This window comes from Blautia glucerasea (assembly GCF_013304385.1).
GTDB lineage: Bacteria > Bacillota > Clostridia > Lachnospirales > Lachnospiraceae > Blautia_A > Blautia_A ammoniilytica.
The window spans coordinates 1-19,426 of record NZ_JAAITU010000021.1; the positions used below are offsets into that span (position 1 = coordinate 1).

General features: G+C 51.9%; 18 protein-coding genes and 1 pseudogene. 15 read left to right on the plus strand and 4 right to left on the minus strand.

Annotated elements, in window-relative coordinates:
* Nucleotides 1-53 precede the first annotated feature (53 nt).
* From G5B11_RS09505 to G5B11_RS09555, 11 genes and pseudogenes are all read left to right on the plus strand, one after another.
* Nucleotides 54-245 (plus strand): annotated as a pseudogene (locus G5B11_RS09505) (VirB6/TrbL-like conjugal transfer protein, CD1112 family); the annotation flags it as partial.
* Between the two features lie 14 nt (nucleotides 246-259).
* On the plus strand, nucleotides 260-694 hold the full coding sequence (locus tag G5B11_RS09510; protein WP_173727848.1) for a PrgI family protein: 435 nt from the start codon (nucleotides 260-262) through the stop codon (nucleotides 692-694).
* Nucleotides 612-3,041: a VirB4-like conjugal transfer ATPase, CD1110 family gene (locus G5B11_RS09515; protein WP_173727850.1), complete on the plus strand. Its 2,430-nt coding sequence runs from the start codon at nucleotides 612-614 to the stop codon at nucleotides 3,039-3,041. Before G5B11_RS09510 ends, G5B11_RS09515 begins: the two co-directional genes overlap by 83 nt.
* Nucleotides 3,034-3,303 (plus strand): hypothetical protein, encoded by a 270-nt coding sequence (locus G5B11_RS09520; protein ID WP_118199935.1) that lies wholly within the window; start codon nucleotides 3,034-3,036, stop codon nucleotides 3,301-3,303. Before G5B11_RS09515 ends, G5B11_RS09520 begins: the two co-directional genes overlap by 8 nt.
* Nucleotides 3,296-4,318: a DNA cytosine methyltransferase gene (locus G5B11_RS09525; protein WP_173727852.1), complete on the plus strand. Its 1,023-nt coding sequence runs from the start codon at nucleotides 3,296-3,298 to the stop codon at nucleotides 4,316-4,318. Before G5B11_RS09520 ends, G5B11_RS09525 begins: the two co-directional genes overlap by 8 nt.
* Nucleotides 4,315-6,294 (plus strand): C40 family peptidase, encoded by a 1,980-nt coding sequence (locus G5B11_RS09530; protein WP_173727854.1) that lies wholly within the window; start codon nucleotides 4,315-4,317, stop codon nucleotides 6,292-6,294. Before G5B11_RS09525 ends, G5B11_RS09530 begins: the two co-directional genes overlap by 4 nt.
* 26 nt (nucleotides 6,295-6,320) lie before the next feature.
* Nucleotides 6,321-6,593, plus strand: coding sequence for a DUF4315 family protein (locus G5B11_RS09535; protein WP_025653854.1), 273 nt, complete (start codon nucleotides 6,321-6,323; stop codon nucleotides 6,591-6,593).
* Entirely contained in the window at nucleotides 6,583-7,659 is a 1,077-nt protein-coding gene (locus G5B11_RS19845; RefSeq protein WP_173727856.1) for a CD1107 family mobile element protein, read from the plus strand. The genes G5B11_RS09535 and G5B11_RS19845 overlap by 11 nt, the downstream gene beginning before the upstream one ends.
* Entirely contained in the window at nucleotides 7,652-9,751 is a 2,100-nt protein-coding gene (locus tag G5B11_RS09545) for a type IA DNA topoisomerase (RefSeq protein WP_173727858.1), read from the plus strand. The genes G5B11_RS19845 and G5B11_RS09545 overlap by 8 nt, the downstream gene beginning before the upstream one ends.
* Nucleotides 9,738-10,217, plus strand: a complete 480-nt coding sequence (locus G5B11_RS09550) for a hypothetical protein (RefSeq protein ID WP_173727860.1) — start codon at nucleotides 9,738-9,740, stop codon at nucleotides 10,215-10,217. Before G5B11_RS09545 ends, G5B11_RS09550 begins: the two co-directional genes overlap by 14 nt.
* 12 nt (nucleotides 10,218-10,229) lie before the next feature.
* A complete protein-coding gene (locus G5B11_RS09555; RefSeq protein WP_173727862.1) occupies nucleotides 10,230-12,056 on the plus strand; it encodes an antirestriction protein ArdA in 1,827 nt (608 codons plus the stop codon).
* A 621-nt stretch (nucleotides 12,057-12,677) separates the two neighbouring features.
* On the opposite strand, the gene G5B11_RS09560 is transcribed toward G5B11_RS09555, so the two are convergent.
* From G5B11_RS09560 to G5B11_RS09575, 4 genes are all read right to left on the minus strand, one after another.
* On the minus strand, nucleotides 12,678-13,010 hold the full coding sequence (locus G5B11_RS09560) for a DUF6050 family protein (protein WP_147566889.1): 333 nt from the start codon (nucleotides 13,008-13,010) through the stop codon (nucleotides 12,678-12,680).
* A gap of 71 nt (nucleotides 13,011-13,081) precedes the next feature.
* On the minus strand, nucleotides 13,082-14,425 hold the full coding sequence (locus G5B11_RS09565; RefSeq protein WP_173727864.1) for a relaxase/mobilization nuclease domain-containing protein: 1,344 nt from the start codon (nucleotides 14,423-14,425) through the stop codon (nucleotides 13,082-13,084).
* A complete protein-coding gene (locus tag G5B11_RS09570) occupies nucleotides 14,386-14,715 on the minus strand; it encodes a MobC family plasmid mobilization relaxosome protein (RefSeq protein WP_173727866.1) in 330 nt (109 codons plus the stop codon). Before G5B11_RS09570 ends, G5B11_RS09565 begins: the two co-directional genes overlap by 40 nt.
* A gap of 218 nt (nucleotides 14,716-14,933) precedes the next feature.
* Entirely contained in the window at nucleotides 14,934-15,278 is a 345-nt protein-coding gene (locus G5B11_RS09575) for a helix-turn-helix domain-containing protein (RefSeq protein WP_173727868.1), read from the minus strand.
* 170 nt (nucleotides 15,279-15,448) lie between these two features.
* Between G5B11_RS09575 and G5B11_RS09580 the strand changes: the two genes are divergently transcribed.
* From G5B11_RS09580 to G5B11_RS09595, 4 genes are all read left to right on the plus strand, one after another.
* A complete protein-coding gene (locus G5B11_RS09580; RefSeq protein WP_173727870.1) occupies nucleotides 15,449-16,414 on the plus strand; it encodes a helix-turn-helix domain-containing protein in 966 nt (321 codons plus the stop codon).
* Between the two features lie 136 nt (nucleotides 16,415-16,550).
* Entirely contained in the window at nucleotides 16,551-17,147 is a 597-nt protein-coding gene (locus tag G5B11_RS09585; protein ID WP_005601664.1) for an MptD family putative ECF transporter S component, read from the plus strand.
* The gene (locus G5B11_RS09590; protein WP_006428309.1) at nucleotides 17,147-17,899 is read left to right on the plus strand and encodes an energy-coupling factor transporter transmembrane component T; all 753 of its coding nucleotides are present in this window, start codon (nucleotides 17,147-17,149) and stop codon (nucleotides 17,897-17,899) included. The genes G5B11_RS09585 and G5B11_RS09590 overlap by 1 nt, the downstream gene beginning before the upstream one ends.
* Nucleotides 17,896-19,362, plus strand: coding sequence for an ABC transporter ATP-binding protein (locus tag G5B11_RS09595; RefSeq protein ID WP_173727872.1), 1,467 nt, complete (start codon nucleotides 17,896-17,898; stop codon nucleotides 19,360-19,362). The genes G5B11_RS09590 and G5B11_RS09595 overlap by 4 nt, the downstream gene beginning before the upstream one ends.
* Nucleotides 19,363-19,426: the final 64 nt, after the last annotated feature.

Below are 19,426 nucleotides of genomic sequence, written 5' to 3' on the forward strand. Positions count from 1 at the left end.
GAAATACGAAAAAAAGCCCAATTCTTTTTTAGAATCAGACTTTTTCAGTGCCCTTGTTTGCATTGGCGTTCCAGGCATTTCTAATCATGGTGTGCGTGGGAATCTACTCTGTTTTGGTACAGAGTATCGCCACGGACGGAAATATCTCAGGCGCGATATGGGCCTGCATGGGCTACACGGTCCTGCTGTGCTTCGCCCTGTTCAAGACCGGCAGCCTCTCTAAGAGCCTGTTCGGAGCGCATTAAGGAGGCTTGATAAATTGGCGTATGTAACCATTCCAAAGGATTTGACGAAAGTAAAATCCAAAGTGCTGTTTGGACTTACCAAACGGCAGCTTATATGTTTCGGAGCGGCGGCACTCATCGGAGTACCGCTTTTCTTTTTGCTCAGACGCACGGCCAGCAACAGTGCCGCCGCGTTCTGCATGATTATCGTCATGCTCCCGTTCTTTCTGCTTGCCATGTATGAGCGGCACGGTCAACCCCTGGAGGTGGTGGCCGGACAGGTCATCCGCTGTATGTTCCTGCGGACGAAGGAACGGCCTTACCAGACAAACAATTTCTATGCAGCCCTGGAGCGGCAGGCCCAGGCGGAAAAGGAGGTGAAAGCCATTGTTCAGAAAGCGAAAGCCAAAGCCGCAGGCACGACAGGCGGCAAAACCCGCGGTAAAGCTGACCGCCGCAGAAAAGCGTGAGATCAGCCGTATCCTGGAAACTGCCAGAGGCGACGGCAAGGTACATTCCGCGCAGGATACTTTACCTTTCCGCCAGATGTACCCGGACGGACTGTGCAAGCTGGACGATCACACCTGGTCGAAGTGTATCGAGTTCGAGGATGTGAATTATCAGCTTGCGAAACCTGACGATCAAACGGCGATTTTTGAAGCCCTCTGCGATATGTATAACGCCCATGACGCTTCTATCGGGATGCAGCTCTCCCTTGTGAGCCGCCGCATGAACCGGGAGGATTTTGTGAAGCGTATCGAGATCGCGGCGCAGGGAGATCACTTCGACCATATCCGTGAGCTTTACACGCAAATGCTCCGCAAGCAGCTTGAACGGGGCAACAACGGTCTTATCAAAACAAAGTACCTGACCCTCACCATCGAGGCACGGGACAGCAAAACCGCACGGGCACGATTTTCCCGAATCGTCATGGACGCCCTCAACCATTTCAAGGTCATGGGCGCTCTGGCAAAGGAGCTTGGCGGCAAGGAGTGGCTGGAAATGCTCCACGGCATCCTGCACCCGGACGGGGAACGGTTTGCCTTTGAATGGAGCTGGCTTGCCCCTTCCGGCCTGTCGGTTCAGGATTTTATCGCACCTTCTTCTTTCCGCTTCGGAGAAGCACGGAAGTTCACGATGGCGGATAAATTCTGTGCCGTGTCCTTTCTGCAGATCAGCGCACCGGAAATGGATGACCGTATGCTCACTGAACTGCTGGATACGGACAGCGGGCTGCTTGTCAGCCTCCATATCCGCAGCATGGATCAGAACGAGGCGATCAAAACGGTCAAGCGGAAGATCACCGACATTGACAGTATGAAGATCGACGCGCAGAAAAAGGCGGTGCGGGAAGGTTTCGATATGGATATCATCCCCACTGATCTTGCCACCTACGCAGGCGAGGCAAAGAATATCCTCCGTGATCTGCAAAGCAGAAATGAGCGAATGTTCCTAATGACCTTCCTGGTGGTGAACTTTGCGGACAGCAAGCAAAAGCTGGAGAATGACCTTCTCCGTGCGGCAAGCGTGGCGCAGAAATATAACTGCTCCCTGGTGCAGCTGGACTTTCAGCAGGAGGACGGCTTCGTGTCGGCTCTGCCCCTGGGTGTCAACCGCATTAAGATACAGCGCGGACTTACCACTTCGGCGGTGGCGGTGTTCGTTCCCTTCACCACGCAGGAGATTTTCCACGGCGGCGAAGCTCTTTACTACGGGCTCAATGCCACTTCCGGCAACATGATCCTTGCTGACCGCAAAAAGCTGAAAACGCCCAACGGCATGATCTTAGGTACGCCCGGCAGCGGCAAGAGTTTTTCCGCAAAGCGTTCCATCGTGGGTGTGTTCCTGAATACAAAGGACGATATCTTGATCTGCGACCCGGAGGCGGAATATTTTCCGCTGGTGAACCGGCTGGAAGGCCAGGTCATCAAAATCTCTCCAACCAGCACGCAGTATGTGAACCCTATGGATATCAACCTCAATTACAGCGAGGATGATAACCCGCTGGCGTTGAAATCTGACTTTATCCTGTCGTTCTGTGAACTGGCGGCAGGCGGCCGGAACGGTCTGGAGCCAGTGGAAAAGACGGTCATTGACCGTGCCGTGCGGATCGTGTACCGCCCCTATATTGCAGACCCTCGCCCGGAGAATATGCCGCTGCTGGAAGATTTGTATGACGAGATCAAGCGGCAGCCGGAGCCGGAGGCGCAGCGGATCGCGGCAGCGTTGGAACTGTATGTGCATGGCAGTCTGAATGTTTTTAACCACCGTACCAACGTGGATATCAACAACCGCATTGTCTGCTTCGATATCAAGGAGCTGGGAAAGCAGCTCAAAAGCCTGGGTATGCTGGTGATCCAGGATCAGGTGTGGAACCGTGTTTCCCAAAACCGGGATCAGGGCAAATCCACCTGGTACTTCGTAGACGAGTTCCACCTTCTGCTGCGGGGCGAGGTTGGTTCCTGGAGCGTGGAGATTTGGAAACGCTTTCGCAAATGGGGCGGTATCCCCACGGGAATTACGCAGAACATCAAGGACCTGCTTTCCTCCCCGGAGATCGAGAACATCTTTGAAAACAGCGATTTTGTATACCTTCTGAACCAGGCCAGCGGAGACAGGAAAATCCTCTGCGAGCGCCTGAATATCTCCAACCAGCAGGCGGCGCATATCAGCAACGCAGGCCCCGGCGAGGGGCTGATCTTCTTCGGCAATGTGATCCTGCCTTTTGTGGATGACTTCCCGAAGGACAATGAACTTTACAGCATTATGACAACAAAACTTGGTGAAACCGGGAAAGGAGGCGCGGCGCATGAATGATGAAAAATATGTGATTGGTAGCGGAAGTTTTCGGCTTCTGATCGGTGATTTGTATGATCTCTATTGTTATCATTTCAGTTTGACCCGCAGACTGGCGGAGGCTGCGGACGAAAAGGCACTTTTGAAAATCCAGAAAAGCGTGTCCGGCTATGAGCGCAGGATGAAGCGCCTTTGCAGGCGTTGGGGTCTACCCACGGATGATACGCCCTGGGCCTACGATACAATGGAGAAATCCATCCGGGAGCGGATGCTCCATGAATAACCTGACCCATGTGAGCCTGTTTTCCGGCATTGGCGGTCTGGACCTGGCGGCGGAGGCTGCCGGGTTTGAAACTGTCTGCCAGTGCGAGTGGGCGGATTTTCCGCACTCCGTCCTCTCCGCACGATGGCCGGATGTTCCCAGGTTCCGGGATATTACTACTTTTACGAAGGAGGCGTTTTTTGAAAAAACAGGACTTGAAACAGTTACCGTTATCTCAGGCGGCTTTCCCTGTCAGCCCTTCTCCACCGCCGGAAAACGGAAGGGCTTTGCGGATGAACGCTACCTGTGGCCGGAAATGTGCCGCGTTATTACCGAGCTGCGGCCCCGTTGGGTGCTTGGGGAAAATGTTGCTGGCTTCATCAATATGGGGCTCGACAAAACGATCTTTGACCTGGCAAAAGCGGGATACGCTGTTCTCCCATTCGTATTTCCGGCTTGCGGTGTCGGCGCATGGCATGAGCGCCAGCGAACTTTTATCGTCGCGGCTGATGTTTCCCACACCCCTTGCCTCCGACAACAACACCGCCAGGGACGCGGCAAGCCTGGATGTGTTCCTGTCGGACAATGGGATATTCCGCAAGAGGAACCGAAACGGGGCGATCTGGAGCCTGAGCCTGTCGGCGGCGGTATTCTATCTGACCCCGGTGGCGTCGGACGGTTTCCGCTCAACCTTGAAGCTGTCGGCCTTCGATCCGGCGAAGAAGGACGGGAACCTGTCGGCGCAGATCATCTCCCAGGAGCGGCCGGTGTCCGAAACGGCGGCGCTGAATCCGGATTGGGTGGAATGGCTCATGGGCTTCCCGAAAGGATGGACGGACGTATCCTCTGGGCCGCCGAACCGGAAGGAATCCCCCGCATGACCGAGCGCATGGATGACCGGGCGCTGCGGCTGAAAACATTGGGAAATGCGGTCTGCCCGCCCCAGGCCTATCCCATTTTCCGCTATATCGCCATGATCGAGAATGGCACCTGCGGTGACTTCTGCCCCTATGGAAAGGAAGGTGACTGCCTATGAGGGAACTGAAAGCGACCGATAAGATCACGCAGAAAATGACCCGTGACGGTGCGGTATCGGAAAACCTTGCCACGGGCGAGGTGAAACATATCAGCAGCCGAGAGCCGGAAACGGAGCTGTCTGTTTCTTCGGAAGAATCCGCTGGCGCTGCGGCTGACCTTGCCTTGCGTGCGGCGGAACACCATGAGAAGAAAAGCGCACGAACGGCGGAAAAGGCTGACACCCAGGCGGTGCGGGATGGTTCTGCTGCAAGGCAGCACCCGTCCTCCCGTCTGCAATTCACCGAGGAAGAACGCGCCGATCCCACACTTGGAAAGTACATCGACCATTCCGACCGTGCGGCGGACAGGCTGGACGCGGCAAAGGCCGCTATCCCCACAAAGAAAGTTCTCCGTACCGAGCGTGTTTTTGACGAGACAGCCGGAAAAGGCAAAACGCAGCTTCACTTTGAAGAAGTGGAGAAACGCCCCAACGGACGCCTGCGGCACAATCCGCTTTCTCGGACGGTCCATGAGATCGTCCACGCCGCCCATGCGAAGGTGCATGAGGTGGAACAGGAAAATGTGGGTGTTGAGGCTGGACACAAGGGCGAGGTGCTGACGGAACGCGGGCTTGCCTACGGAAAAGGCAAAGTCCGTGCCGCCGTCCACCATCACCGCACAAAGCCCTGGCGTGACGCGGCGAAGGCAGAGCAGGCTTCTTTTAAGGCAAACGCCGACTACCTTTACCAAAAGGCACTGCATGATGATCCTGCATTGGCAGCTTCTAACCCGGTATCCCGCTTTCTGCAGAAACAGCGGATCAAGCGGAACTATGCAAAGGAGCTGCGGCAGGCGGAGAAAACCGCAAAGAACACAGCAGCTACGGCGAAAAGTGCGGCGCAGAAAGCAAAGGACGCCTTCAAGGAAACATTCCTCTACATCAAGCATCATAGCCGGGCGGTGCTGTTGGTGATCGGCATTGGTGCCTGTGTTGCTCTGCTGTTTGGCGGGGTATCTTCCTGTTCCATGATGGCAGGCTCCGGCATAGGTAGCGTATTTACTTCCTCTTATCTCTCCGAGGACGCGGATATGCTGGCTGCAGAGGCGGCCTACTGCGAACTGGAGCAGGAGCTTCAATATGAACTGGACCACTATGAGGCTCTGCACCCCGGATATGACGAATACCGTTTTGATCTGGACGAGATCGAACATGACCCTTATGTGCTGATCTCCATTCTCACGGCGTTCCATGAAGGGGTGTTCACCATCGACGCGGTTCAGGCGGAGCTGCAAATGCTCTTTGAAAAGCAGTACATCCTGACGCAGACCGTGGAAGTGGAGGTGCGCTATCGGACGGAGACACGGACAGACAGCGAAGGAAACGACTATGACGTGGAAGTACCATACAACTACTATATTTGCAATGTGAAGCTGGAAAACTTCGACCTTTCCCATGTGCCGGTCTACATCATGGACGAAGAAACGCTTTCCCTGTATGCGGTCTATATGGCGACGCTGGGGAACCGGGAAGATTTGTTTCCCAGCTCCGGCTATGTAGACAAGTACACCAAACCGCCCACCACCTACGATATCCCGCCTTCCGCACTGGAAGATGAAACCTTTGCAGCGCTCATTACCGAGGCGGAGAAGTACATCGGATATCCCTATGTCTGGGGCGGCAGCAATCCGAACACTTCTTTTGATTGCTCCGGCTTCGTATCCTGGGTGCTGACACAAAGCGGTGTCTGCAATACGGGCAGGCTGGGAGCCCAGGGGCTCTACAACATTTCCACCCCGGTATCCTCTGCCAACGCAAGACCCGGCGACCTGATCTTTTTCGTCGGCACTTACGATACACCGGGCGTTTCCCATGTGGGTATCTATGTGGGCGGCGGAAAAATGCTGCATTGCGGCGACCCCATTCAGTATGCAGATATCAACACAAGCTACTGGCAATCCCACTTTTACGCTTTCGGGCGACCGCCCTACAACTAAAAAACGATATGGAGGTAATTTGATTTATGGCAACGACACAGAAGATCCGCAATGACATTGCGAAAACCAAAGAAAAGATCACGGAGCAGCAGAAACGCCTTCGTGCGCTGGAGGCTCAGCTTGCGGAGGAAGAAAATCTGGAAATCGTCCGCATGGTGAAAGCCGTGAAGATGGACAACAAGGAACTGACTGCCTTCCTGAAAGCCTATGCCAGCGGTATGATCTCCCTGCCGGAAGGTATGCTGCAGGAGGGCAACACCGAGAATGAGGAAACGGAGGGATACGAAGATGAAGCATAACTTTATGACAAAAATGGTATCGGCTCTTTTGGCGGTGGTGCTCAGCACTGCCGCTTTTTCTGTCACCGCCTTTGCCAGCGGCGGCGAGGAAACCACGGAGCCCGTGGCTGAACAGGAAACGGCTGGGGATGTCTCTGATCTACTTTCCGCTCTGGCAGGCAGCCGGGTCGCGGTATCCGTCACCGAGAACGGTATCCAGTTCAGTTCCGGCGAAAATGACTCTGAGCAGACCGGCATCGTCACCACGGGCGGCGGCAATCTGAATGTCCGCACGGGCGCCGGAATGGACTATACCGCCTTCGCCCAGCTTCCCAACGGAACGACCGTGAAGGTGATCGGCACGGACGGCGACTGGCTGAAGGTCATCCTGCCGGAAAAGGTCGGCTATGTCTATTCCGGCTACATGACGGTAAGTGACGGCGAGGCTGGCTCCGGGGGAGGTTCTTTCTCTCTGGATGCGGAAACGCTGGAAAATCTGCTGGGGATGCTGGGCGGCGGTTTGAATGGCGGTGCTGCCCTGACGCCGGACGGGAACCTTTCGCTGATTGACGATATCGGCAGCCCTGCCACCAGTGGCAAGCAGTTTATTACAGTAGAAACGAAGAACGGCAATGTGTTCTATCTCATTATCGACCGTGACGACGAGGGCGAGGAAACCGTGCATTTTCTGAACCAGGTGGATGAAGCCGACCTCATGGCGCTTACGGAGGATGGAGAAAAGGCGGAAACACCTATTGTCTGCACCTGTACGGAGAAGTGCCAGGCCGGAGCGGTCAATACCGCTTGCCCGGTCTGCGTAAAGAACCTCAGTGAATGTGTTGGCACAGAACAGAAAGCTGCGGAGCCCACCGAGCCGGAGAATCCGGAACCCGAAAAGAAAAGCAATACCGGGGCGATCCTGGCGGTGCTGCTGATCCTTGCAGCCGGAGGTGGTACGGCGGTCTATTTCCTGGTGCTGAAACCGAAGCAGGGAAAGAAAGTTCCCGCTGATCTGGATGATTTCGACCTGGAGGATGAAGAAGAATATCTGACCGAGGACGAGGAAACGGAGGAAAAGAATGAGTAAACTGATTATCGCGGAAAAACCGAGTGTGGCAAAATCTATCGCATCGGCCCTGGGTGCTTCATCCAGGGCCGATGGCTTTTATGAGGGCAACGGCCTTCTTGTGTCCTGGTGCGTGGGTCACCTGGTATCCCCGATGGATGCGGGCAGCTATGACGAGCGTTTCAAGAAATGGCGCTATGATGATCTTCCCATTCTGCCGGAGCCATTTCGCTATGTGCTGGCACCAGGCAAGGAGGATGCTTTTGAAAATCTCCGTGTCCTGATGAACCGCCCCGATGTGGATACCATCGTCAATGCCTGTGACGCCGGGCGTGAAGGGGAGCTGATCTTCCGGCTGGTGTATGAAATGGCTGGATGCCGCAAGCCAATTCTTCGTCTCTGGATTTCTTCGATGGAGGACAGCGCTATCCGGGAGGGTTTTTCTGATTTGCGCCCCGGCGCCGACTATGAAGCCCTGTATCAATCCGCACTCTGCCGCCAGAAAGCGGATTGGCTGGTGGGGATCAACGCCACTCGTCTTTTCTCCGTTCTCTATCACCGCACCTTGAATGTGGGGCGTGTCCAGACACCCACATTGGCAATGCTGGCGGAGCGTGACGCAAAGATCACGCTGTTCCACAAAGAGAAATATCATCTGCTTCGCCTGACGCTGGACGGAGCCGAGGCGGTGTCGGAGAAGTTCACCGATCCAACGGAGGCGGAACAGGCAGCGGCCATGTGCAAGGGTGCGGCCGTCACCTGTACTTCCGTCACGAAGGAGCAGAAGAAGGAACAGCCGCCGAAGCTCTATGATCTTACCACCTTGCAGCGGGAGGCGAACCGCCTGTTCGGATACACGGCGAAGCAGACCCTTGACTACGCCCAGAGCCTCTACGAAAAGAAGCTGCTGACCTATCCCCGCACGGACAGCCGGTATCTGACCTCCGACATGGCGGAAACAGCCTCCTGCGTCATCCATCTGGCGGCGAACGTGCCGCCCTTTGATAGCTGCAGTAACTTCTTCCCGCTGGTAGAGTCCATGATCTCCGACAAGGATGTATCCGACCACCACGCCATTATCCCCACATTGGAGATCGAGAAAGCGGATATCCCCGCCCTGTCCCTGGGCGAGCGTGAGCTGCTTCTTCTGGTCTGCTGCCGTCTGCTGTGCGCATCGGCGGAGCCCTATGTGTATGAGGCGGTCACGGCTGCCTTTGGCTGCGGCGGCCATTCCTTCACCGCAAAGGGTAGGCGCGTCCTCTCCGAGGGCTGGCGGGAGATCGACCACATTTTCCGTACCTCCCTGAAAGAAAAGCCTGTTGATGGGGACGGCGGCACGCTCCCGGACTTCACCGAAGGGCAGACTTTTGACGGTGCGGAGGTTTCCGTTACCGAGCATTTCACCCAGCCGCCGAAGCCCTACACCGAAGATACCCTTCTGTCCGCTATGGAGAACGCAGGCAAGGACGATATCCCCGACGAGGCAGAGCGAAAAGGTCTTGGCACGCCTGCGACCAGGGCGGCTATCATCGAAAAACTGGTGGCAGCCGGATTTGTGGAGCGCAAGGGCAAGAGCCTGATCCCCACAAAAGCCGGTATCAACCTTGTCACGGTCCTGCCGGAGCCGCTGACCTCTCCCATGCTGACGGCGGAGTGGGAGCAGAAATTGACGGAGATCGCAAAGGGCGGCGCTGACCCGGATATCTTCATGGACGGTATCCGCACGATGGTTCAGGAGATTGTGTCCACCTATTCCTGCATTTCCGAGGATGGCAAAAAGCTGTTTGCCCCGGAGAAGGATGTGATAGGCACCTGCCCCCGCTGTGGTCAGCCGGTCTATGAGGGCAAGAAAAACTTTGCGTGTTCGGATCGGTCCTGCGGTTTTGTCCTCTGGAAAAATGACCGCTTCTGGACGAGCCGCAAGAAGGAGCTGACAAAGAAGATGGCGGCGGACCTTCTGAAAAAGGGCCGCACCAATGTCAAGGGAATGTGGTCTGAAAAGAAGCAGGCTGCTTATGACGCCGCGGTGATCCTGGACGACACGGGCGGCAAGTACATCAATTTCAAGCTGGAATTTCCGAAAAGAAAGGTTGGTGCTGATGGCAGAAAATAAGACTTTGGAACATTTACCCGAAGTGAGGGCGGCGGTGGCTGCCCTCTCCCCGGAGGACCGGGAACTGCTGGCGGCGGTGCAGGCATCGCCTTTCAAGCTGGCAGCGCCGGAGCAGTTCAAGGAGTTTGCGGCCAACATCGACTATTTCGTGTTTGAGCCCAATATCCACGATTTGAACGATCTGGGCTGGCGGTATCTGGCACAGCACATGGATATGCTGCTGCCCCCAGAACTTCTGAAAGCAATCGACCCTGTTCCTTTTGGCAAGTACGCCATGCAGGAGGAACAGGGCCATTTTACGGAACACGGATATATTTCTCTTTCCGGCGACGAGTGGGTGCATGAACGCCCTGCGGAGCCGGAGAAAAAGCCCTCCATCCGGGAACGGCTGGAACAGGGCAAGAAAGAATGTGCGGAGAAAAACAAGGCGCAGCCCCACAAGGAAAAGTCTGCGCCGGAACTGTAAGGAGGTGCTGATATGCCATATTACGATCACAACAAGGATTATCCCTTTGCCGCCTTTATCACCAATCTTGGGAAGTACAATGAGGGCGAGCTTGTGGGCGAGTGGGTGAAGTTTCCCACCACCGCCGAAGAATTGAAGGAAGTGTTTAAGCGGATCGGAATCGGCCAGAAGGATGACTTCGGCCAGCCCTATGAAGAATGGTTCATCACGGACTATGACTGCTATGTGGACGGTCTTTACAGTAAGCTGGGTGAATATGAAAATCTGGACGAGCTGAATTATCTGGCATCGAAGCTGGATGAAATGAGCGAAAGCGAATACGCACAGTTTCAGGCCGGTATGGAAATGGGCGACCATTGCGGCAGCCTGCAGGAGATCATCAACCTGACGGAAAATCTGGACTGCTATGAGGTTTATCCCAATATTGAGGACTATGACGATTTGGGACGCTATTACATCGAAGAACTGGACGTTATGCAGGTGCCAGAGCATTTGCAGAATTACATCGACTATGAGGCCTACGGCCGGGACGTTGCGTTGGAGGAAAGCGGCACCTTCACGGATCAGGGCTATGTGCGTGATACGGGTGACAGTTTCCATGAGTATTATGACGGCGAGCGTGGCAGCATCCCTGACGAGTACCGGGTGATGACTTTCCAAGACGATCTTCCCGAAGAAGAAAAATCCGAGTGGGCTATGGATATCGCCTTTGACATGGACGAGTTTTTTCGTCAGAACGATTCACAGTATGCGGCGGAGCACCCGGAGGCACACGCCGCAAAGGAAGAACTGTATGAAAATCTGATGGCCGGACGCATTTCCGCTTTGGATGAAAAGCTGGCAGCGCTGGGGCAGACGCAGGAGGACTATCTTCCTTCGGAGATTGAAAAGTTCAAGGACGCCACGTGCTATGAGGAATTTCTTGATTTTGATCCGGCGGAGGTCAAGGACGCTTTGGATGACCCGGAGAAGTCCCATGCGGATGAAATGCTGTCCGCTGCGGAGAAGGTTGCCTCGGAAAAGATGACTGTGCTTGTAGTGGAGCCTATGAAGGAACCCTATGTGAAGGAGATTGACCCCGATCTCCATTCCCTGCAGGCGGAGGTCGGCGGAGACATTGGCGCAACTTATCCCTATTCTGACCCGGTGGCGCTGGTTTGCAATGATGAAGGAAAGCTCATAGGGCTTGATCTGAACCGTGGGCTGCGGGATGAAAATGGAGAAATTTATGATATCGTAGCAGGGACTTTCCTGGTGGTTGGACTTGGTGAGGAAGATTTTGCGTCCCTGTCCCCGGAACTGATTCAGAAATACACGGAACAGTTCAAAACGCCGGAACGATTTATGCAGATCAATGGCAATATCGTTGTTCTCCCTGTCCCGGCAGATAAGCAAGACCTCGCTTATCTGCCAGACCGTTTTGAAACTGGCGAGCGTGTGCAGACACCGAGGGGTAGCTTTCAGGTGACGGCTATGAGCCGGGAGCAGATGGAGGCAGCCGGTTATGGCGTCCACCATATTTCCAATGATGGAAAGTATCTTATCATGGGAAACGGTACACGGGCCTTTGCCGTGGCAGCGGAACAGCCGGAAAAGGATAATCCCCTCCGCACAGCGGAAATGACATTGGAGGATGACTACGGCATGATCGACGGCGTTATCAACAACGGCAGACGCGGCGAAGAATTGGAAAAAGCCCAGGGGTACGCAGAGCGGACGACGCCGGAGAAGCCTTCCATCCGTGAGCGGTTGGAGGACGCCAAACGGGAATGTGCCGAGCATAAACCCCAGGAGGGCAAGAAGCCCGGTCGTGATGTGCCGGAGCATGACTGCCTATGAGCCGAAGCAAGAAATGGCGGTTGGAATGGGCGTTCTTCCTGGGTGACAACGGCAGGCGGCAGTATAACCATATCTGTAAAAAATGTGTTCACGGCTGCAAGCAGAGTTTCCGGGCGTGTCTGGTCGCTTGTCCGCATTACAGTTCCAAACGATCTAAAATTTGTGAAGATAAGGGTGGAAAAACCGCAGAATAATTCCCTGTATCCGTATTTTCAAAGGGAGCCTTTATGATTTCTCATGTGTCGGTCTGCTTGCTGGCACATGAAAAAAATGCTTGATTTCAAACACTTTCTGTCACGCAAAACGGGAGTACAGCTTTTCGGTTCGTCCGATCGGCTGTACTCCCGCTTTTTCTTTTTAATCAAATTATTTGAACAGGGGTACAAACTGTACCTCAGTTAGAGAAGGATTTCCATAGTATTTTTTTAGGATTGGATAGGAAAGGATGGATAGCCGCCGCAGTAGGCGTTGTGGGAATGTGCGTAAACTGTCAGAATTGCGAGGCTGTGGGAAAGCTGTTTGCAGGCCTGTGGGAAAAGGCTTGTCTTTTTCCATCAGGTTGTGAATGGTTTTTCCATCGGCACGAGCGGCAGTTTTCCATATTTCCATGACGCAAGAAAATCATCCAACGATCAGCCGGTATACCGTCAGCGGCACATACCACACTGCCACGATCAATCGCCATGCCAGAACGAAACCACCAATCACACCGCCGATAATAAAGTTCAGTGCAAACAGGGCAATCCCTCCACCCAGGGAGCCGCCGCCCGGCACGATCCAGAGGCACATCCGATGGAGGCCAAACGGCAGCCCGCAGAGTATCCAGAGCCATACATAGTCAAGCTCTCCGTTCTTCACGCAGGCGGATTTGAAGATACAATACAGGATCAGTGCCACGGTTACGGGCAATACGCTTTTGAAGAAAAATGCTTTGATTGCTTCGCTTCTTGTCATCGGTAAAACCTCCTTCCGCAGTTCCATTATACAGGATGCCGGGAGCTGCGCCCAGCGTCTTTCAAAGAAATTTATTCAAGTTCATGCCGCCGCTGTTGTTCCTGTTCCTTTGGAACGGCCAGAAGCGCATCCACATTTTGCTTGACGGTCTCGTATTCCTGGGCTTCGGTTCTTGCGGTTTTGTACTCGGCAAGAAGGCGTTCCTTTTCTGCGCTGAGATTTGCAAGCTCCGTTTTCATGCTTTCTGTTGTCGGCAGCGGTACAGCACCCAGCCGTTTCAATTCTCTGGCGGCGGCTTCAAAAAGGATGATCTCGCTCTCATGCCCCCGCAGGAACTTTTCTTTATCATTCGATTTACGGTATCGGTCATAAAGCGGCTTTAGCTGACGGTAAGTTCCGGCATGCTTCATCACAAGGGCAAGTTCGGCACTTCTACTTTCTATCCGCTTGATCTCTGCATGAGCGGTATCCCTTCGTGCGGATATTGCGGTCAATTTGCTTTCCAGTTCTCCATAACTGCTTATCCCGTGCTCGGTCAGGAAATTCATGGTCTTGGCGGCCTGTTTCAGATTGTTCAGCTTCGCCCAATGGGTGAAGCCTGCGTTCTGCTGTGCCTTGATGTTATTCTGGATATCAATGAGCAGACTGATCTTTCCGTCCTGCCGTTTCGGTTGGCGGGAAGGTCTGGAGCGTGCGGCAATCCGGTCGGCAAGGGCTTCTTCGGTGTAGTCCACACCCAGGGTTTTCAGACGGGTGAACCGTTCCTGATCCGGTGCTCTGGCAGAGATATACTTGCCTCGCTTGATCTCATAACCTTCTCTCCGCAGGCGACGAAGCAGTTCTTCCAGATCGGAACAGGCTGGCAGAAGTCGGTCAATGGCAGCTTTCAACTTTGCCTTATAGCTGGTGCCGTTCTGCGCAGCCTGATGTTCAATATAGCTCTTGCCCTTGTCCTGTCCGGGGATGATGACAGACAGACCGTGTTCCTTGCAAAGCCGGTCCGAAGTGCGGCGGATATAGTGATAACTCCGCTTGTTGGAATGATAGTGCTTGTGATCCGTGAAGCTGACCGCATTGAAAATCAGATGGTTATGGACGTGCTCCTTGTCTATGTGGGTGGTCAGCACAAATTCATACTTGCCGCCCAAGATTTCTTTTGCAAGTTCCATGCCTATTTCATGGGCCTGTTCCGGCGTAACCTCCCCAGGCTGAAAGGCTTGGATCAGGTGGCGGCCCAGATTTGTTCCCTTGTCGATGGCATGGCGGCGGGTCCAGGCAAATTCGATATCCGCAGTTTCGGCGGCACAGCCATAGGAGGATACAAGCAGTTTTCCGTCCGTCTTTTTCGGGTTGCAGATATAGTCAATGGCTGCTTTCAGCGTTGACTTGATAGGATGCGTCTTTGTAACTGCCATATCTCGTCCAGCCTTTCCCGTATCTCATCCATGTCAGCTTGATACGCATGACCTCCGGCGTTGATTCGCTTGGCGATCTGATTGATGTTCCGACCAATGGCGGAAAGCTCTTTGGTGAACGCCTTGATATCTGCGGTGTCCGTATAGATGATATACCCGTCAATCGCCATCTTGCGGAGGTAGGCACCATATCTGCGTGTGGGTAACTGGCTCATTTTTTCGTCTATGAGCCGCTTTTCGTCCTCCGTAACATAGAATTTCATTTGGATATTCCGCTTTCGGTTTGCCATGCGCCGCCTCCGTTCTTTATAAGGGTTTGGGACTATCCCAACAAGCAATTTTGAATTTTCGGGCAAGGGACCTGAAAATCTCAAAATTCGCAAGCGGGTACTCGCTTGCTGTGCTTGCTACCGTATCTTATCCCTACTTATAAAGCGTTTCGGAAGTCCCCAAATACCCGCAAAAGAGCATAAAATAAGAGCCGCTCTACAAACTGGTAAAGCGACTCTTATTCGTTCATCTTGATTGCCCCATCAATGGTTGCTTCCACAATAGGAAGATACTTCTCTGGGCAGAGTGCCAACTTGTGGCTAACTCGTTGACGCAGCTTGCTTTCTTCTCGCATGACCTCTGGATTGAAATATCGTTCCATCGGCAAGCCGCAGATTTTTACAAGCTGAATGATAACCGGCAAACTTGGAATCGTTTGCTCTAATTCGATATTGGCAAGATAGCGCGGATCAACATGTATCTGCTCTGCCAACACTCTGCGAGACATATTCAAAGCCTCCCGCGCGGCTTTTATATCTGCACCAAAGGTTTCAAAGCCAGGGCAGTCTTTAACTTTTGCCATTCAACATCACCCACATACATTTTATATTTCATAGTTTGCACATGGAATGATTTGATATGTATCGCACCTACATTTTATAATTCTTTGTTATGCCATGCTCTCCTTGACTGATTACCAAATATGAAGTATTATATGCTTAGTCTCGACTAACTTAAAAAGGAGGGCGCACAATGACAAATCAATACATGACAAAGCTGTACCATGATCTGCTCTCCAACTCTCCGCAGACAGTGACAATAGATATTCCGGCTGATATGGGAACAGGCCAGATTTCACAGGTTGTTACAAAGCAAGGTGCTGTTGTATCCGACTGGAAAATGAACTATTTTTCAGATATGAATGTGCAGGGTGTAAGCTGCGAAGATTATATTCAACTTCTATTTTGCTTCAATGATGGCGTATCGTGGAATATTGCAGATGCGCGTCAAAGTGTCAGCATACAGAAGGGCGAATCCTGTATTTATCGAGGACATGGTAAGATGGAATACCTGTGTTATTCCGGAAAGACAGATTTCCTTTTCAAAAATATAAAAATTCCCATGCCCTATTTCCACAAAATTTTGAGTGACTACTTTGAAGATAGTGAGATAGATGCTTATGAGAAAAAGTTATTGACTGAAATTTCAAAAGTGAGCGTTACCCCGTATATGGAACACATTTTTGCGGAGGTAAAAGATTTTTCGCAATATCGTGGCGGTTTAGGGTATCTATTCTTGGAAAGCAAAGTTTTTGAATTGCTGTCTGTGTATTTGAGTGAAGTATTGGAACTCAATATTCTTTCGTCGAGCTATATCAGCATTTCCAAAAGTGACAGGGACTCGATTACCGAGGCAAAACGGATCATCGACAGCCAGCTTGCCCTGGCTCCGAGCTGCGAGGAATTGGCGCGGCAGGTCAATATCAGCACTTCAAAATTGACGAAGGGCTTTTCCTCCCTGTTCGGAACATCGGTTCATGCGTATGTCATCGACCAGCGGTTAGAAAAGGCGGCAAGCCTGCTGTTAGAAAGTAATTTGAATGTCAGCCAGGTGGCTATACTGGTGGGATATTCAAAAGCGAGCAATTTCGCAGCGGCGTTCAAAAGGAAATACGGAGTGAATCCGAAAAACTATAAAGCAGAAGCTACGATTGGATAAATGCAAAAATACTGATTTTGGGTAGAATAAAATTGGTTTTGGGTTGGAATCGTGGGCGCAAATTGCTATTATATGTGGTGTGGTTAGAGGAAGCTAACCACACCACATTTTCATTTTCTCAGAGGAGGATACTGGTATGAGTTCCCAGAAAAAAAGTTCCCGGCTTGAGGGAAAAGATTTAATTACTATCGGCATCTACACCGTCATCTATGTCGTGATTGTTATGCTGGTGGCGATGCTTGGCTTTATCCCCATTTTTATTCCGCTGATGGCGGTACTGTGCCCTTTGATTGGCGGCATCCCCTATATGCTGTATGTTACAAAGGCTAAAAAATTCGGGATGACTGCAATCATGGGTTTCCTGATTGGCCTAATCATGGTGTTCTTCGGCAACGGCTATCTTACTATGGTAACTGGTCTCGTTGGCGGCCTGTTGGCCGACGTGATCCTGAAAAAGGCGGACTACAAAAGTGCAAAGAGTACAGTTCTTTCCTGCGGCGTGTTCAGCATCTGGGTGTTTGGCAACTTTGCTCCCATTTTCCTGAACCGTGAAAGCTATATGGTAATGTTGACTGAAGGATACGGCGCTGAATATGCAGCTACCCTTAATACATATATGCCTATGTGGATTGCGCCTATTCTGCTGGTTGCCTGCTTTGTGTTTGGCCTTGTCGGAGGTGTGATTGGGAAAGCTATTTGCAAAAAGCACTTCCAGCGTGCCGGTATTGCATAATGGCGCGGGAAATTCTGCTCAGCAAAAAAACAGAACAAGGGTTACGGCTCGATCCGCGTACAAAACTGTTGCTCATCTTCATCATAAGCATTTTTGTCATGGGTGGAACAGGCGGAGAAGCTATGGGGCTGATCCGCCTTGTTCTTTGTACGGTTCCGGCTATATTGCTGCTTACCTCGAAACAATGTGCAAAAGCTGTGGGCTATATTGCTGTGTTTTCTGCTTTTTATGCTGTTCAAATTTATGTTTTACCGCACCTTACGGGAATATTGAATTTCCTCGTTCTGTTTACAACAGGATTCTTCTGCCGAATCCTTCCCAGTGTTGCGATTGCTGCCTATGCAGTGAAAACAACAACGGTCAGTGAATTGATTTCCGGCATGGAAAGAATCCATATGCCTAAAGAAGTGACGATCCCCTTAACGGTCATGTTCCGCTTCTTTCCAACTGTCTTTCAGGAGTCAGAAGCAATCAGTGACGCTATGAAAATGCGTGGGATTAAACTTGGAGGGAAAAAATCTTCAAAAATATTGGAGTATAAGCTGATCCCGATGATTACCTGCTCCGTGAAAATCGGTGAGGAACTTTCCGCTGCGGCAATTACCCGTGGCCTCGGTGCTCCTGTCAAACGCACAAACATTTGCCAGCTTAAATTCAATTTTGCCGATGTGGTGCTGATCTTGTTTTGTTGCTTTGTAGTGTTTTGGGCGATTGCTTCCCCGATAATTTCCGCAGGAGGGATTTTGCCATGATAGATTTTCAAAATGTTTCTTTTTCTTATGGTGAAGAATCCAGCGGCGGAGGGATTAGAAATGTCAATCTCACCATAAACACAGGGGAATTTGTTTTACTCACGGGAGAATCCGGCTGTGGGAAAACAACGATTACCCGTTTGGTAAACGGGCTGGTGCCTCATTATTACGAGGGCAATTTAGAGGGTGATGTCCTTCTGGACGGAAAAAGCGTATCAGATACGCCGCTTTATGACTTGGCTGCTATGGTGGGATCTGTATTCCAGAATCCCAAAAGTCAGTTTTTCAACGTGGATACGGATAGTGAATTAGCCTTTGCCTGTGAAAATTTAGGCTATCCCCAGGAAGATATCCTGAAAAGGATTGACCGTACAGTTTCCGATTATCATATTGAAGATTTGATGGGGCGAAGCGTGTTTGCTCTGTCCGGGGGCGAAAAGCAAAAAATAGCCTGTGCTTCATCAAGTGTATTGCTACCGGGAATTATGGTCCTTGACGAACCATCTTCTAATCTGGATATGGCTGCTATTGATGACCTGCGGCAGGTCTTGAGCCTCTGGAAAAAGCAGGGCAAAACAATTCTGATTGCAGAACACCGCCTTTACTACCTTCACGATCTTGCAGATCGTGTGCTGTATGTAAAAGATGGGGAGATTGAACGGGAATACACGCCTGCTGAATTTGACAGTTTATCGGATAGCACTCGAAAAGAAATGGGGCTGCGGCCGTTTTCTCTCTCGAAGTTGAAACCCGCGAATCGGTATCAGGCGCATACAGCTAAACTGATGGAATTTCAAAATTTCTGCTTTGCGTATAAAAAGCGGGAACCGGAAAGCCTCCATATTCCGAGTGCTGAACTGCCTGTTGGAGAAACGATTGCCATTATCGGCCTGAATGGCGCTGGAAAATCTACTTTGGCCCGCTGTATTTGCGGACTGGAAAAGAAGTGTGGCCTTTTGCAGGTTGACGGGAAAACCCTTGATTGGAAAGCCCGGCTCAAACATTGCTACATGGTAATGCAGGATACCAGCCATCAGCTATTTACCGAAAGCGTGATGGATGAAGTGCTTCTGAGCATGGACAACGAGGATGAAACTGTTGCAGATGAAATCCTTAAACAGTTTGATCTGCTGGAATATAAAGACAGGCACCCGCTTTCTCTTTCCGGCGGGCAAAAACAGCGGGTAGCGATCGCATCTGCCATTGTGAGTAACCGGGAGATCATTGTGTTTGACGAACCAACCAGCGGGCTTGATCTCAAACATATGTGGGAAGTTGCGCGGAGTTTGAAGTCACTCGCGGATCAGGGCAAAACGCTTCTTGTTATTACGCATGATCCGGAGTTGGTGATGGCGGGATGTTCGTATGTAGTCCATATGGAAAAAGGGCAAATAAAAGAAAGCTATCCATTGGACGAATCCGGCAGTAAAAAGGTTTTGGATTTTTTCCGAATCCGCCAGTGAATTTTAGAAATTATGAATGTCAGGGCCGCCTTGACTGGACAGAAAGATAATGATAAGAGGCCGC